The sequence below is a fragment of the Xanthomonas sp. NCPPB 2933 genome (genome assembly GCF_056725225.1).
Genome location: NZ_CM161518.1, coordinates 1388106 through 1402712, shown reverse-complemented (window position 1 = coordinate 1402712; position 14607 = coordinate 1388106). Strand labels below are relative to the sequence as shown.

The window sequence follows — 14607 nt, the reverse complement described above, 5'->3', positions numbered from 1 at the left end:
CGGCGTGACGCGCGGTCCCGATCTTGCGCAGTGGGGGCGGCGCAATCGGCTGCACTGCAGCCAGGCGGCACACCGCGCGTTTGCCAATTCGGTGGCGAACAATGCGCAGCGCTGCAGCGTGGAGGCGACCACCACATCGCAGACGCCTCGGCGGTGGCCGTGCGCAGCTGCTGCCAGCCCAACGCGGTAAGTGGGTCGTCGAGCTACCCGCGATGCTGCGCTGGCCGGTCTCGCCGTGTCGCAACATGCTGATCTGCGCATTCAGCCGTCGGACACGCCGGCTTCGGCGAAGGTGGCCATGCCGTTGTGCAGTGCGCAAGCGTGACGCAACAGCGGAATGGCGACCGCTGCGCCGCTGGCTTCGCCCAGGCGCAGGTCCAGTTGCAGCAAGGGTTCGGCATCCAGCGCGCGCAGCAACGCGGCATGGCCGCGCTCCTGCGAGCGGTGCCCGAACAACAGCCATTCGCGCACGCCGCCATTGAGATGGGTGGCGACCAACGCCGCGGCGGTACTGATAAAGCCATCCACCAGCACCGGAATCCCGGCCTGCGCGGCCGCGATATAGGCACCGACCAGGGCGGCAATCTCGAAACCGCCTAGCCGGCGCAACCGCTCCAGCGGCGTGGAGGCATCGGCATGCAGGGCCAGCGCGCGGGTGATCACGGTCGCCTTGTGCGCGATGCCTTCGGCATCCAGCCCGGTACCGGCGCCGGCCATGGCCTGCGGAAACTGCGACAGCAGCGCGCAGCCCAGCGCGGCGGCAGCAGTGGTGTTGCCGATGCCCATTTCACCGCCGACAAACAGCTGCGTATCGCAACTCCTTGCCTGCGCAATGCTTTCGACGCCTGCGGCAAGGGCATCGCGCAACTGGGTGGATGTCATCGCCGGCTGCTCGCAGATGTTGGCGCTGGACGGCGCGATCCAGGCACGACGCACCCGCGGCAACTCGCCCGGGTCGTTGACCACGCCCAGATTCACCACTTCCAGGCGTGCGCCGAGCTCGCGCGCCAGCACTGCGATGGCGGCGCCACCGCGGGCGAAATTGCGCACCATCTCGCCGGTGACCGCCTGCGGAAACGCAGACACGCCCTCGGCCGCGACGCCGTGGTCGGCGGCATACACCGCAATCCAGATCCGCTGCACGGTGGGGGATTCATTGCGCTGCCAGGCCGCCAGTTGCACGGCCAGATGCTCCAGCCGACCCAGCGCACCAGGCGGCTTGGTCAGTTGTCCCTGCCGGGCCAGCGCCGCTGCCCGCACACGTGCATCCGGCACCGCACAGGCACCCTGGATCCAATCGATACTCACACCGCGTCTCCTTTCAGCACCATCGGCAAGCCGGCCACGACAAACACCACGCGCTCGCACTGTACCGCCAATGCCTGATGCAGCAGACCGGCCTGGTCGACACACCGGCGCGTCGGTTCACCCAACGGCACGATGCCCTGCCCGACCGCGTTGCCGACCAGCACGATCTGCCCCGGCAACTGCGGCAGGGTGCCGAGCAAGGCTTAACGCTCGAGCACGAATACGCCGGCATCCGGGTCGCCCAGCAGGCTGCTCAGCCACAGCGTGAGGCAATCCACCAGCACGCAGCGGTCGGGCGCGGCCAGTGCCTGCAAGCTGGCAGCCAACGCGATGGGTTCTTCCACGCACGGCCAATGTGGCGGGCATTGGCTGCGGTGATGCGCGATGCGTGCGCGCATCTCATCGTCCAATGGCGCGGCCGTCGTCCTGTTGCAGCAATGGCCGCGTCAACGCAGCGCCCGTGCTGATGCCGCAGTGGATCGCGTAGCCGCTCACCGCCGCGTCGTTCAATGCAAGCCGCCCGTGCACGCGATGCAATTGCTTGTAGGGCTGCAGTATGACTCGCCCGACGGTGAGCACGGCCGGTGTGATCGCCGCGCTTACTGCGCTGCTTGATAACGCAGCGTCAGCAGATAATTGCGCCCCGGCTGCGCGTACCAGCGTGCGGTTTCGTACTGGCGATCGAACACATTGTTGGCAGTGAGCGCCACCTTCCACTCCGCATTCACTGCATAACTCACGCGCAGATCCAGCAGACCGTAACCGGCCAGGCGCTCGGTGTTGGCCAGATCGTCGAAACGCTTGCCGGACCCGAACAGGCTGGCACCGACGCCGAACACACCGAAGCTGCGGTCCGCATCGATACGCCCGCTCTGCCGCGCGCGCCGCGGCAACCAGTTGCCTTGATTGACGCTGCCATCTGCTTCCGGCTGCAACCAGGTCAACGCGCTGCGCACGGTCCAGCCGGCCAGCTCGGTGTCGTAACCGGCTTCCACGCCGCGGATGCGCGCCTGATCGATATTGTTCGGCTGCCCGAACGGATGCGCCGCATCCACCAACGACGCGTCGTAGGCGATCAAATCGTCGATGCGGGTCTGGAACGCGCTCAGCGTCCAGGTGCCCCAGTCGTAGTTGCCGCGCAGACCGAGCTCGGCGCTCTTGGAGGTCTCCGGCCCCAGCAACGGATTGCCGAAATCGGGGTAATACAACTCGTTGAAGGTCGGTGCCTTGAACGCGGTGCCGTAGCTGGCGGTCAGGCGCAGGTGCTCGGCGAAATCCCAGCCCCACAACAGGCTACCGGTGGTCTTGCCGCCGAATTGGCTGTTGTCATTGCGACGCAGGCTGGCCTGCAACGACTGCGTGCCGAAGCTCTGCTGCCACTGCGCGAATGCGGCGCGGTCGATGCGGCTATCGGAATTGTAATTGTCGCTGCTGGCGATGGCATCGCGCTGCCAGTCGAAGCCGACCGTCAGCAGGCCAGCGCCGGCATCGATATCGGCCTGCAACGAACCTTGCTTGCGGCGGGTGTCGTAGGTGGACAGATACGCGCCTTCGTAATACGCATCGCTCAAATCGGAACTGCTGCCGACGCTGGCAGTGAGCTTGAGCGCATCGGTCGGCGCATACCGCACGCGGCCGCCGACCGCCTGCTGCACGCCCTTGGACAGGTTACCGCCGAAGGCCGAGCCGTCGTATTCGTTGCGACTCTGCGCGCGCAAGGCGTGCACGTCCGCATCCCACTGGCGATTGAAGCGCCAGCCGCCCTGCACGCTCAGCGAATCGTTGCGATAGCCATCGCGATCCGGATCGTAGTCGCTGGAGCTGGTGTCCAGATAGGCGTTGATGCCATCGGTCTCGTCATGCACCGCGTTGGCCGAATACCAGCCGCCGCGCTCGCTCAGATCGCCCTGACTGCGCCCGGCCACACCTGCACTGTAGCGGCGCGCGTTGTCGCTGCCGGCCGCCGCGCTGAAGGTGGGCACGAAGCTTCCCTGAGGGCGGCGGGTAAAGATCTGGACGACACCGCCCAGCGCTTCGGAACCATACAAACTGGAGAACGGGCCACGCACGATTTCGATGCGTTCGATCTGTTCGATCGGCAGGTCCTGCAGCGCCGCGCCGCCCGAGGTGGCCGAACCGATGCGCACGCCGTCGATCAACACCACCACCTGGTCGGACTCAGTGCCGCGCAGGAACAGCGAGGTCGGCTTGCCTGGGCCACCGTTATTGGCCAGCGACACGCCGGCTTCGCCACGCAGCAGATCCTGCAGCGAGTTCACCTGGCGACGCTCGATCTGCGCTCGGTCGATCACGGTGACCGGCGCCAGCGTCTGGTCCTGTGTCTGCGCGGTGCGCGAAGCAGTGACCACGACCTGGTCGAGATCGATGGCGGCTTCGGCATGGACCACATTGACCACACACAACGACAGGCACACGGCCAACACCGCGCGGCGCGGCGAAACGGAAGAACGGGACATCGACTGCTGCTCCTGGAACCGCGCCTACCCGCGCGGGGGCAATGGGGCGGCAAACAGCAACGGGCCAGGCGCCCGAGGCCGCAGCGCCAGACGATCAAGGCCACGCCCACCGCGTGCCGGGTCAATTCCTCAAGGCCGGTCTCCGGGCTCGCGAGTGGAGGCCTGCGCCCCCGATGCCGCGCCTTCCCATGCGACTGCACAGTGGCGTAATGCGGCATCTGACCTCGCCCACCGTTGCGGGGGCAGCTCCGGAATTGCAACTCGCCAAGGCGATGCGCGCACCGGATTCCCGTTTAAACCACCGGTAAAGCAGCAGTCACCTCAGGGGCGCGCATGGTAGCAGGATTGGCTGGGGCCTCAGCGGTCTCCGGCAACCGGCCAAGAGCAGCGCGTCGCCACGCGCCTGGATGGTGAATCCCCAATCCCTTCTCCCGCCCGGCGAAGGTGGCACGCAACGCCGGATGAGAGTGCGGCTACTGAGAAATATTTGGTCAACCGTACCCTCACCCCAACCCCTCTCCCGACGGAGAGGGGCTAAAGCTGTCCTTCTCCCATCGGGAGAAGGTGCCCCGAAGGGGCGGATGAGGGTACGGGCGAAGCCTCATGCCATGTCTGAAGAAAGTGCATGCAACTTTTAGCCAAGTGCGGCGCTGAGCTTGACGTAGTAAGTGTGAGTGGGCTTCGCCCCGTACCCTCACCCCAACCCCTCTCCCGACGGGAGAGGGGCTAGCTGTCACCGGCGGGAAAAGGGGCTTCTACCCACGCTTCATTGGCTTGTTCAAGATTTCTGGGTCATGGAGGCGACGTACCGAGGCGGCAGCGTGGCCGGGGATTGGCGGAGAGCGGCACACGGATGTGCCGCGGCGGCGAGTCAGACAGGATGTCTGACCGAGCCGAGGAGCCAATCCCCGGCCGCGCTGACGCCCTGACCGAAGCCAGAGACATAGTCACAGACAGACAGCGTGCTTGGCGGTGCCCGGAGAACCCGTACCCTCACCCCAACCCCCGCTCAGCGCCCCGGCCCGCGCTTGCGGCGCGGGCGCTCCAAGGCACGCGCCCATGGCGCGCAAGCTGTTCCTCCTCGCCCCGACGGGAGAGGGGCTTCAAGCCACGCTTCATCGGCTTGTTCAAGAATTCTAGGTCATGGAAGCGATGTACCGAGGCGGCAGCGTGGCCGGGGATTGGCGGAGAGCGGCACAGGGATGTGCCGCGGCGGCGAGTCAGACAGGACATCTGACCGAGCCGAGGAGCCAATACCCGGCCGCGCTGACGTCCTGACCGAAGCCAGAACAGACCGCGTGCTTGGCGGTGCCCGGAGAACGCGTACCCTCAAACGGCTATCGACACCTCACGCCCCCTGCAGCGCCTGCTCCAGATCCGCTAGCAGATCGTCGATGTGTTCGATGCCGATCGACAGCCGCACGGTGTCTTCACTCACCCCGGCATGTTCCAACTCGGCCGGGCCCAACTGCCGATGCGTGGTTGATGCCGGATGCGTCGCCAGCGACTTCGCATCGCCGATATTCACCAGCCGCGTAAACAACTGCAGCGCATCCAGAAACCGCGCGCCTGCCGCGCGTCCACCGGGCAGGCCGAAGGTCAACACACCCGAGCCATGCCCGCCCAGATACTTCTGCGCCAACGCATGCTCGGGATGATCCGGCAGCGCGGCATAGTTGACCCACGCAACCCGCGCATGCCCCTGCAGATACGTCGCAATCGCCAGCGTATTCGCGTTGATGCGCTCCATCCGCAACGGCAGCGTTTCGATGCCTTGCAGGATCAAAAACGCATTGAACGGCGATAGTGCCGCACCGGTGTTGCGCAGCGGCACCACGCGCGCACGACCGATATACGCCGCATCACCCAACGCTTCGGTATAGACCACACCGTGATAGCTCACATCCGGCTCGTTGAGGCGCGGGAACCGCTGCTTGTGCGCCGCCCAGGGGAAGCGCCCGCTGTCCACGATCGCCCCGCCGATGCTGTTGCCATGGCCACCCAGATACTTGGTCAGCGAATGCACCACGATGTCGGCGCCGAACTCGATCGGCCGCAACAACGAAGGTGTGGCCACGGTGTTGTCCACGATCAACGGCACCCCATGCGCATGCGCCACCGCGGCCACGGCTTCGATATCGGTGATATTGCCGCGCGGATTGCCAATCGACTCCACGAACACCGCCTTGGTACGTTCATCGATCAAGCCGGCAAACGCCTGCGGATCGCGATAATCGGCAAAGCGCGTGCTGATGCCGAACTGCGGAAATGTATGCGCGAACAGATTGTAGGTGCCGCCATACAACGCACTGGAGGAGACGATATTGTCGCCAGCCTCGGCAATGGTCTGGATCGCATACGTCACCGCCGCCTGCCCGGACGCCAGCGCCAACGCGCCGATGCCGCCTTCCAGCGCAGCCACGCGTTGCTCCAGCACATCGTTGGTCGGATTCATGATGCGGCTATAGATATTGCCCTGCACCTTGAGGTCGAACAGGTCCGCGCCGTGCTGGGTATCGTCGAACGCGAAGGCCACGGTCTGGTAGATCGGCACCGCCACCGCACGCGTGGTCGGGTCGGGCGTGTAGCCGCCGTGCACGGCGATGGTTTCAGGCTTCCACTGCGGATCGGTCATGGCGCGGCTCGCTCTCGGACAGAGTGCCGACCATAGCCGGGCATGCGCCTGCGATTGCAGACGAGCGGTAATGAGCTTATGCCGCCGCGTTGTGAGCGCAACGATGCCCAGCATGCGCCATCCATATCACGCAAACGGGCACTGCCTGCGCAGTGCCCGTTGGTTACCTTTCAACCTTGACTACCGATGCGGCACACAAGTACCGCCAAACATCAGCCCTTGGTGAATGCCAGACGCCCACCCTCGACACGCACGCGCACGGTATCGCCGCTGAGGTAATGCCCCGAGAGGATCTGCTGCGCCAGCGGGTTCTCCACCTGCGACTGGATCGCGCGCTTGAGCGGGCGTGCGCCATACACCGGGTCGAAGCCGACATTACCCAGCAATTCCAGCGCAGCATCGTCCAGATCCAGCTTGAGGCCGCGCTCGGACAAACGCTTCTCCAGCCCATGCAACTGGATGCGCGCAATCGACTTGATCTGTGCCTTATCCAGCGGATGAAACACCACGATGTCGTCGAGCCGGTTAATGAACTCCGGGCGGAAATGCGCCTGCACCACGCCCATCACCGCGGCCTTCATCTGCGTATAGGCCTCGGCGCTACCGTCGCCGGACAGCTCCTGGATCTGGTGCGAGCCCAGGTTGGAGGTCATCACGATCACGGTGTTGCGGAAGTCCACGGTGCGGCCCTGGCCATCGGTGAGGCGTCCATCGTCGAGCACCTGCAGCAGGATGTTGAAGACATCGGCATGCGCCTTCTCCACTTCGTCCAGCAGGATCAGCGAATACGGGCGCCGACGCACTGCCTCGGTGAGATAGCCGCCTTCTTCGTAGCCCACATAACCCGGAGGTGCACCGATCAACCGCGAGACCGAATGCTTCTCCATGAACTCGCTCATGTCGATGCGGATCATCGCTTCGGTGCTGTCGAACAGGAAGTCCGCCAGCGCCTTGCACAACTCGGTCTTGCCCACGCCGGTCGGTCCCAGGAACAGGAACGAGCCGCTAGGACGATTGGGGTCGGACAGGCCCGCGCGCGAACGACGCACAGCATCGGAGACCACCTTGATCGCCTCGTTCTGGCCGACCACGCGGTGATGCAGTTCGTCTTCCATACGCAACAATTTGTCGCGCTCGCCTTCGAGCATCTTGTTGACCGGAATGCCGGTCCAGCGCGACACCACCTCGGCGATTTCCTCGGCGGTGACACGGTCCTGCACCAGCTTGAAGTCGTGATGTTCAACCTCGTTGGCCAGCGCCATCTGCTTTTCCAGTTGCGGCAATACGCCGTACTGGATCTCGCTCATCTTGGCGTAGTCCTGGCGCCGTTGCGCGGCCTCCAGTTCCAGCTTGGCGTGCTCGATCTGCTCCTTGACCTTGGTGGTGCCCTGCAGCGCAGCCTTCTCGGATTTCCACAACTCGTTGAGGTCGTAGAACTCGCGCTCGAGCTTGTCGATGTCGGTTTCCAGATCGGCCAGGCGCTGACGCGAGGCGTCGTCCTTTTCCTTCTTCAGCATCTCGCGCTGGATCTTGAGCTGGATCAGGCGGCGCTCCAGGCGGTCGAGTTCCTCCGGCTTGGAGTCGATCTCCATGCGGATGCGCGATGCCGCCTCGTCCATCAAATCGATGGCCTTGTCCGGCAGCTGGCGGTCGGTGATGTAGCGGTTGGACAGCGTGGCGGCGGCCACGATCGCCGGGTCGGTGATCTCCACGCCGTGATGCACGGCATAGCGCTCCTTCAGGCCGCGCAGGATCGCGATGGTGTCTTCCACCGTCGGTTCGCCCACGAACACCTTCTGGAAACGCCGCTCCAGCGCCGCGTCTTTTTCGATGTACTTGCGGTATTCGTCCAGCGTGGTGGCGCCGATGCAATGCAGCTCGCCACGCGCCAGCGCCGGCTTGAGCATGTTGCCCGCGTCCATCGCGCCATCGGCCTTGCCCGCGCCGACCATGGTGTGCAGCTCGTCGATGAACAGGATGATCTGGCCTTCGTTCTTGGACAGGTCGCTGAGCACCGCCTTCAGCCGTTCTTCGAACTCGCCGCGGAACTTTGCGCCGGCGATCAGCGCGCCCATGTCCAGCGACAGCACACGCTTGCCGCGCAGGCCTTCGGGCACTTCGCCATTGATGATGCGCTGGGCCAGGCCCTCGACAATGGCGGTCTTGCCCACGCCGGGTTCGCCGATCAGCACCGGGTTGTTCTTGGTGCGCCGCTGCAAGACTTGGATGGTGCGGCGGATTTCTTCGTCGCGGCCGATCACCGGATCGAGCTTGCCGCTCTCCGCACGCGCGGTGAGGTCGATGGTGTATTTTTCCAGCGCCTGGCGCTGCTCTTCGGCATTTTCCGATTGCACGGTTTCGCCGCCGCGCAGCTTGTCGATGGCAACCTCGATCTTTTTCTTGTCGCCACCGGCCGCGCGCAAGGCCACGCCCAGCGGGCTGGCATCGTCGGCCGCGGCCAGCACGAACCACTCGCTGGCGATAAAGGCATCGCCATGTTGCTGGGCCAGTTTGTCGGTCTGGTTGAGCAGGCGGTTGAGATCGTTGCCGATCGACAGGTTACCTTCCTGCCCCGACACCTTGGGCAGCGTATCCAGTGCCTCGCCCAGCCGCTCGCGTAGCAATGGCACGTTGACGCCGGCCTGCGACAGCAGCGGGCGCGTGCTACCGCCACTCTGGTCGAGCAACGCGGCGAGCACGTGCACCGGTTCGATGATGTTGTGGTCGCGGCCCACGGCCAGCGACTGCGCGTCGGCCAGCGCCTGCTGGAACCGCGAGGTGAGCTTGTCCATCCGCATGGGGAAATCCTCTGAACTGGTGGCCGGTGTCTCCGGCGATACCGTGCAGATGCGGCTGCTGTGCGGGGTTTCAAGGTTTAGCGGGTGCGGCAAGTGCAGATGAGGGGCATCAGGGCCGGCTCACGTTGCTTGGTGTGGGGCTGCACGATGTTGGAGAAACGGGTTTGCCTTGCGCATTGGCGTAGGCGTTGGCTTAGACAGACTCGGGCCGACGACCAGCCCGCTAGACGATCCGCCGCAGTGGCACAGTGGCGTGCGGCGCAGCGCCCTGCCGCGCATCGACATCCTTGGCGTCCTCGGCGTTCTCCGTGGCCGCTGGCGCCGGCAGCTGCGCCGTCCCCAGCAGACGCGACAACACCTGCGCCTGGATCGCCGCCAGCGCCGGTGCGCCTGGTACACGCGGATGCGGCACCGGCACTTGCATATCCAGGCCGACCCGGCCGTGCTCGATCAGCACGATGCGATCGGCCAGCGCGCTCGCCTCGGCCACGTCATGGGTGACCAGCACCAGGGTGAAACCATGCTGCCGCCACAGCTGCACGATCAGCTGCTGCATCTCGATGCGCGTCAACGCATCCAGCGCACCCAGCGGTTCGTCCAGCAGCAACAGCCGCGGCCGATGCACTAGCGCACGCGCCAGGGCCACGCGCTGGCGTTGACCGCCCGACAGCGTCGCCGGCCAATCGCCGCCGCGCGTGCCCAGCCCCACCGCGTCCAGTGCGGCCTGCGCCTGGGCACGCCCGGCACGGCCCAGGCCGAGCGCCACGTTGTCGATCACCCGCTTCCACGGCAGCAGCCGCGCATCCTGAAACATCAGGCGCACCGCATCGCGCTGCGCAGCCAACGGCGCGTGCCCGCTGGCGACCGTGCCGGTATCGGCCGCTTCCAGCCCGGCGATCACGCGCAGCAAGGTGCTCTTGCCGCAGCCGCTGCGCCCGACAATTGCCACGCTGGCACCGGGCGCGATGTCCAGATCGATGCCGCGCAACACCTCGGCATCGCCATAACGCTTGCCGATACCGCGCAAGGTCAGCGGCAGGCCGGTCTCGACCGCGCTCATCGGCGCAGCTCCGCACGCTGTTGCTGCGCCGGGTGCCAGCCCAACCACCAGGCTTCCAATCCGCGTGCAGCCAGATCGGCCAGCTTGCCGAGCAATGCGTACAACAAGATGGCCACCACCACGATGTCGGTCTGCAGAAATTCGCGCGCGTTCGTCGCCAGATAGCCGATGCCGGAACTTGCGGAAATCGTCTCGGCCACGATCAAGGTCAGCCACATCAGGCCCAACGCAAAGCGCAACCCGACCAGAATCGACGGCAACGCACCCGGCAACAACACATCGACAAACAGCTGCGGGCCACGCAAGCCGTAATTGCGCGCCATCTCGATCAGTGCCGGGTCCACGCTGCGGATGCCGTGATAGGTATTGAGATAGATCGGGAAGAAGGTGCCCAGCGCCACCAGAAACAACTTGGCGCCCTCGTCGATGCCGAACCACAGGATCACCAGCGGAATCAGCGCCAGATGCGGCACGTTGCGCAGCATCTGCAAGGCGCTGTCGAGCAGGCGCTCGGCCACGCGCGACACGCCTGTGAGCAGGCCCAGCGCGAAGCCAATGCTGCCGCCGATCGCCAGGCCCACTGCCGCGCGCCAGCCGCTGATCGCCAGGTGTTGCCACAACTCGCCGGTTTGCACGAGCGTGATGGCTGCACGCAGCACCGCGTCCGGCGCAGGAAGAATCCGCTGCGGCAACCAGCCACCGGAGGCGGCGATTTGCCACGCCAGCAACAAGGCCAAAGGCAATAGCCAAGGCACCAGCGCGTTGCCAAAACGACGCGAGCCGTTGCTCATCGCGGCACCTTGATGGTGTAGCGACGCATCAAAACGACAGCGCGTATGTGCACGTTTCCGGGGACCCGGCACCCGATCCCGATCCCGTTTGCATCTCTGGTCCCGCGCATCACTTGCCCGCCGCCTGTTTGCCCGCCGGCGATGCAACGGCAACCGCTGGCGCGCGCCACACCGCCGGTGCCACCAACACCCGCTTGGGCAACAGGCGCTGCGCGTAGAACAGATCGGCGGTGGCCTGCTGCGCCTTGATGACCTCGGCGCTGAGCGGTTGCACGCTGGCCGGCGGGCGATGGGCCAGCGTGCGCTCGACCACCGCAGGCGGCAGCCCGCTCTCCTGCGCCAGCACGCGAATGCTGCCGGCGCGATCGCGTTCCAATAGTCCGTCAGCCTGATTGAGCTGCCCCATCACCTGCTGCACGAACGGGCCCCACGCGGTGGCATAGCGCCGCGAAGAGAGAAAGAAGCCGCCGGTCAATCCAAGCCCTTCGCCGTTGGCGAGCAGGCGCGCACTGCCATCCAGCGTCAAGGCCGAATACCACGGGTCCCAGATCGCCCAGGCATCCACCTGCCCTGCAGCGAAGGCTGCACGTGCATTGGCCGGTGACAGATACAGCGGCGTGATGTCGCGCATGCTCAGGCCCGACTTGGCCAACAGCCGCAGCAGCAGGTTGTGCGCACTCGACCCTTTCTGAAACGCAACCCGCTTGCCTTTGAGATCGGCCACGCGCCGCAGCGTGCTCTTGGCCGGCACCAGAATGGTCTCGGCCTTGGGCGTAGGCGGCACCCAGCCCACGTAGAGCAGATCGGCACCGGCAGCCTGCGCGAACAACGGCGGAATATCGCCGGCACCGCCCAGATCGATGCTGCCCACGTTCAAGGCTTCCAGCAATTGCGGCCCGGCAGGAAACTCGATCCAGGTAATTTTGGTGCGCGGGAAGCGTTGTTCCAGCAAACGATGCTGCTTGGCCAGCACCAGGCTCGACACCGCTTTTTGATAGCCGATACGCAACTGCGCTGGCTCGGCCGCCCATGCGGGTTGCAGCCACGCGATGCTGGACAACAGCAACGCAACAAACAAAAAGCGGTAGCGCATCGAACTCCTCCTCATTGCCAATCGGTGGACGGTTTTTCCCAGAGGTTGACGCCACCCTCGACCGCAAAGCGATCGATCTCGGCCAACTCGTCGGCACTGAACGCAGGCGACTGCAAGGCCGCGACGTTTTCGATCAACTGCTCCGGGCGGCTGGCACCCAGCAAGGCCGAGCTCACGCGCGGATCGCGCAGCACCCAGGCCAACGCCAACTGCGCCAGGCTCTGCCCCCGCCGCTGTGCGATCGCATCCAGCCCGCGTGCGCGCTGCAGATTGTCCTCGGATAGATGTTCCGGCCGCAGCGACTGCCCACCCGGACGATTCACCCGCGCATCGCTGGGCACGCCATTGAGGTACTTGCCGGTCAACAAGCCCTGCGCCAACGGGGTGAACGCGATCACGCCGGCACCCACCTCGTCCGTGGCATCGAACAACTCCTGCTCGGCCCAGCGATTGAACAGGTTGTAGGCCGGCTGATGGATCAACAGTGGCACCTTCCACTCGCGCAGCAGCGCGGCGATCTCGCGCGTGCGCGCCGCCGAGTACGACGACACGCCCACGTACAAAGCCTTGCCCTGCTGTACCGCGCTGGCCAATGCGCCGGCGGTTTCTTCCAACGGTGTGTCCGCATCGAAGCGGTGCGAGTAGAAGATGTCCACGTAGTCCACGCCCAGCCGCTGCAGGCTCTGATCCAGGCTGGAAAGCAGGTACTTGCGCGAACTGCCGCCCTGCCCGTACGGGCCTGGCCACATGTCCCAGCCGGCCTTGGTCGAGATGATCAACTCGTCGCGATACGGCTTGAAATCCTCGCGCAGCAAACGGCCGAAGTTGATTTCCGCGCTGCCATACGGCGGGCCGTAGTTGTTGGCCAGATCGAAATGGGTGATGCCCAGATCGAACGCGGTGCGCAGCAAGGCGCGCTGCGTGTCGATCGGCGTGCTGTCGCCGAAGTTGTGCCACAGGCCCAGCGACAGCGCAGGCAGGACAAGGCCGCTGCGGCCGACACGGCGGTAGGCGAGACGGTCGTAACGATCGGGATGTGCGAGATAGGTCATCAGAATGTCCGGTAGATCAGCGTGCGCTGAAGCGATTGGCGGGGCGTGCCAGCCCCAGATGATCGCGCAACGTGCGCCCTGCATAGTCACGCCGGAACAGCCCGCGTCGCTGCAGCTCCGGCACCACGTGATTGGCAACATCGGCCAGGCCGCCGGGCAGATGCGGCACCAGCACGTTGAAACCATCGGCCGCGTCTTGCTCGAACCAGGTCTGCAACTCATCGGCAATCTGCGTCGGTGTGCCGATCAGGCTGTAATGCCCGCGCCCGCCCGCGATGCGCCGACCGAGCTGGGCAATGCTCAACTGCTCCTGCCCGGCCAACTCGGTGAACAACTGCTGGCGACTGCGCTGGCCGGTTTCGGTGAGCGGCAACTCCGGCAACGGGCCATCGGGTGGATAGCCGGACAGGTCGAAGTTGCCCAACATGCGCGACAGCAGTGCGATGCCGACGTCAGGCTCCACCAGTTCCTGAAACTGCTCGAACTTTTCCTGCGCTTCGGCCTGGCTTTGCCCAACCACGATGAACACGCCTGGCATCACCTTCAATGCATCGCGCGAGCGCCCGAATTGTTCCAGCCGCCCCTTGATGTCGGCGTAGAACGCCTGCGCCTTGGAAAGTGACGACTGCGCGGTGAACACCACCTCGGCCGTTTCGGCGGCCAGCGCACGCCCTGGCTCGGACGAGCCGGCCTGCACCAGCACCGGATGCCCCTGCGGCGCCCGCGCGATATTGAGCGGACCGCGCACCTGAAAATGCGGGCCGCGATGGTCAAGCACGTGCAGCCGTGCGGGATCGTAGTGCATGCCAGCGGCAGTGTCGGCGATGAAGGCATCGTCGTCCCAGCTGTCCCATAGCCCTGTGACCACTTGCTGAAATTCGCGCGCCCGCGCATAGCGCTCGGCATGCACGTAATGCGCATCGCGGTTGAAATTCAGCGCCTCGTCGGCGGCATCGGAGGTGACCAGATTCCAGCCGGCACGCCCACCGGACAGATGATCCAGCGAGGCGAACTTGCGTGCCACGTGATACGGCTCGTTGTAGCTGGTGGTCATGGTGGCGATCAACCCGATGCGCTCGCTCACCACCGCCAACGCGCTCAGCAACGTGAGCGGCTCGAACAGGCTGGAGCGCGCCATCCGCGATGCCACCGGGCCGCCGGCCGCAGCCAGGCTGTCGGCGACGAACACCGCATCGAACTTGGCGGCCTCGGCGATGCGCACCATCTGCCGGTAATGATCGAACACCAGCGGATCGGCACTGGCGTGCGGATGCCGCCATGCGGCCACATGATGGCCGGTGGCCATCAGGAATGCCCCGAGCGAAAGCTGTCGTGCAGCGCTCATCGCAGCCCACCCTGCGTCGCGCCTGCATTGCTTAAATCACTGTCGAAA

9 protein-coding genes, 2 pseudogenes and 1 riboswitch are annotated in these 14607 nt (G+C 65.4%); all 11 genes and pseudogenes read right to left on the bottom strand.

Annotated features, from left to right (window positions below):
• Window positions 1–21: 21 nt before the first annotated feature.
• A pseudogene (locus AC1PLU_RS05815) lies at window positions 22–265 on the bottom strand (histidine phosphatase family protein); the annotation flags it as partial.
• Window positions 262–1308, bottom strand: coding sequence for a nicotinate-nucleotide--dimethylbenzimidazole phosphoribosyltransferase (gene cobT / locus AC1PLU_RS05810; RefSeq protein WP_481107953.1), 1047 nt, complete (start codon window positions 1306–1308; stop codon window positions 262–264). The gene cobT and the pseudogene AC1PLU_RS05815, both read right to left, overlap by 4 nt.
• Window positions 1305–1730 (bottom strand): annotated as a pseudogene (locus AC1PLU_RS05805) (bifunctional adenosylcobinamide kinase/adenosylcobinamide-phosphate guanylyltransferase); the annotation flags it as partial. The pseudogene AC1PLU_RS05805 and the gene cobT, both read right to left, overlap by 4 nt.
• 177 nt (window positions 1731–1907) lie before the next feature.
• Window positions 1908–3785: a TonB-dependent vitamin B12 receptor gene (btuB, locus tag AC1PLU_RS05800; RefSeq protein ID WP_481107952.1), complete on the bottom strand. Its 1878-nt coding sequence runs from the start codon at window positions 3783–3785 to the stop codon at window positions 1908–1910.
• A gap of 116 nt (window positions 3786–3901) precedes the next feature.
• Window positions 3902–4124, bottom strand: a riboswitch (cobalamin riboswitch).
• A 1009-nt stretch (window positions 4125–5133) separates the two neighbouring features.
• On the bottom strand, window positions 5134–6420 hold the full coding sequence (locus AC1PLU_RS05795) for an O-acetylhomoserine aminocarboxypropyltransferase/cysteine synthase family protein (RefSeq protein WP_176338893.1): 1287 nt from the start codon (window positions 6418–6420) through the stop codon (window positions 5134–5136).
• A gap of 212 nt (window positions 6421–6632) precedes the next feature.
• Window positions 6633–9218 carry an ATP-dependent chaperone ClpB gene (gene clpB, locus AC1PLU_RS05790; protein WP_046932802.1) on the bottom strand — a complete coding sequence of 862 codons (2586 nt, stop codon included), beginning with the start codon at window positions 9216–9218 and terminating at the stop codon, window positions 6633–6635.
• A 223-nt stretch (window positions 9219–9441) separates the two neighbouring features.
• Window positions 9442–10278 (bottom strand): ATP-binding cassette domain-containing protein, encoded by an 837-nt coding sequence (locus AC1PLU_RS05785; RefSeq protein WP_481094374.1) that lies wholly within the window; start codon window positions 10276–10278, stop codon window positions 9442–9444.
• The gene (gene ssuC, locus AC1PLU_RS05780; RefSeq protein ID WP_481094375.1) at window positions 10275–11069 is read right to left on the bottom strand and encodes an aliphatic sulfonate ABC transporter permease SsuC; all 795 of its coding nucleotides are present in this window, start codon (window positions 11067–11069) and stop codon (window positions 10275–10277) included. The genes AC1PLU_RS05785 and ssuC overlap by 4 nt, the downstream gene beginning before the upstream one ends.
• A gap of 109 nt (window positions 11070–11178) precedes the next feature.
• Window positions 11179–12162 carry an aliphatic sulfonate ABC transporter substrate-binding protein gene (locus AC1PLU_RS05775; RefSeq protein WP_481094376.1) on the bottom strand — a complete coding sequence of 328 codons (984 nt, stop codon included), beginning with the start codon at window positions 12160–12162 and terminating at the stop codon, window positions 11179–11181.
• 11 nt (window positions 12163–12173) lie between these two features.
• A complete protein-coding gene (gene mgrA, locus AC1PLU_RS05770) occupies window positions 12174–13214 on the bottom strand; it encodes an L-glyceraldehyde 3-phosphate reductase (RefSeq protein ID WP_481094377.1) in 1041 nt (346 codons plus the stop codon).
• Window positions 13215–13230: 16 nt separating this feature from the next.
• The gene (locus AC1PLU_RS05765; protein WP_481094378.1) at window positions 13231–14559 is read right to left on the bottom strand and encodes an LLM class flavin-dependent oxidoreductase; all 1329 of its coding nucleotides are present in this window, start codon (window positions 14557–14559) and stop codon (window positions 13231–13233) included.
• Window positions 14560–14607: the final 48 nt, after the last annotated feature.

What these genes read in the sequence shown, in the direction of transcription:
- AC1PLU_RS05785 (WP_481094374.1), bottom strand. Translation starts at nt 10,278, where the DNA reads ATGAGCGCGGTCGAGACCGGCCTGCCGCTGACCTTGCGCGGTATCGGC.
- mgrA (WP_481094377.1), bottom strand. Translation starts at nt 13,214, where the DNA reads ATGACCTATCTCGCACATCCCGATCGTTACGACCGTCTCGCCTACCGC.
- AC1PLU_RS05775 (WP_481094376.1), bottom strand. Translation starts at nt 12,162, where the DNA reads ATGCGCTACCGCTTTTTGTTTGTTGCGTTGCTGTTGTCCAGCATCGCG.
- ssuC (WP_481094375.1), bottom strand. Translation starts at nt 11,069, where the DNA reads ATGAGCAACGGCTCGCGTCGTTTTGGCAACGCGCTGGTGCCTTGGCTA.
- AC1PLU_RS05765 (WP_481094378.1), bottom strand. Translation starts at nt 14,559, where the DNA reads ATGAGCGCTGCACGACAGCTTTCGCTCGGGGCATTCCTGATGGCCACC.
- btuB (WP_481107952.1), bottom strand. Translation starts at nt 3,785, where the DNA reads ATGTCCCGTTCTTCCGTTTCGCCGCGCCGCGCGGTGTTGGCCGTGTGC.
- AC1PLU_RS05795 (WP_176338893.1), bottom strand. Translation starts at nt 6,420, where the DNA reads ATGACCGATCCGCAGTGGAAGCCTGAAACCATCGCCGTGCACGGCGGC.
- clpB (WP_046932802.1), bottom strand. Translation starts at nt 9,218, where the DNA reads ATGCGGATGGACAAGCTCACCTCGCGGTTCCAGCAGGCGCTGGCCGAC.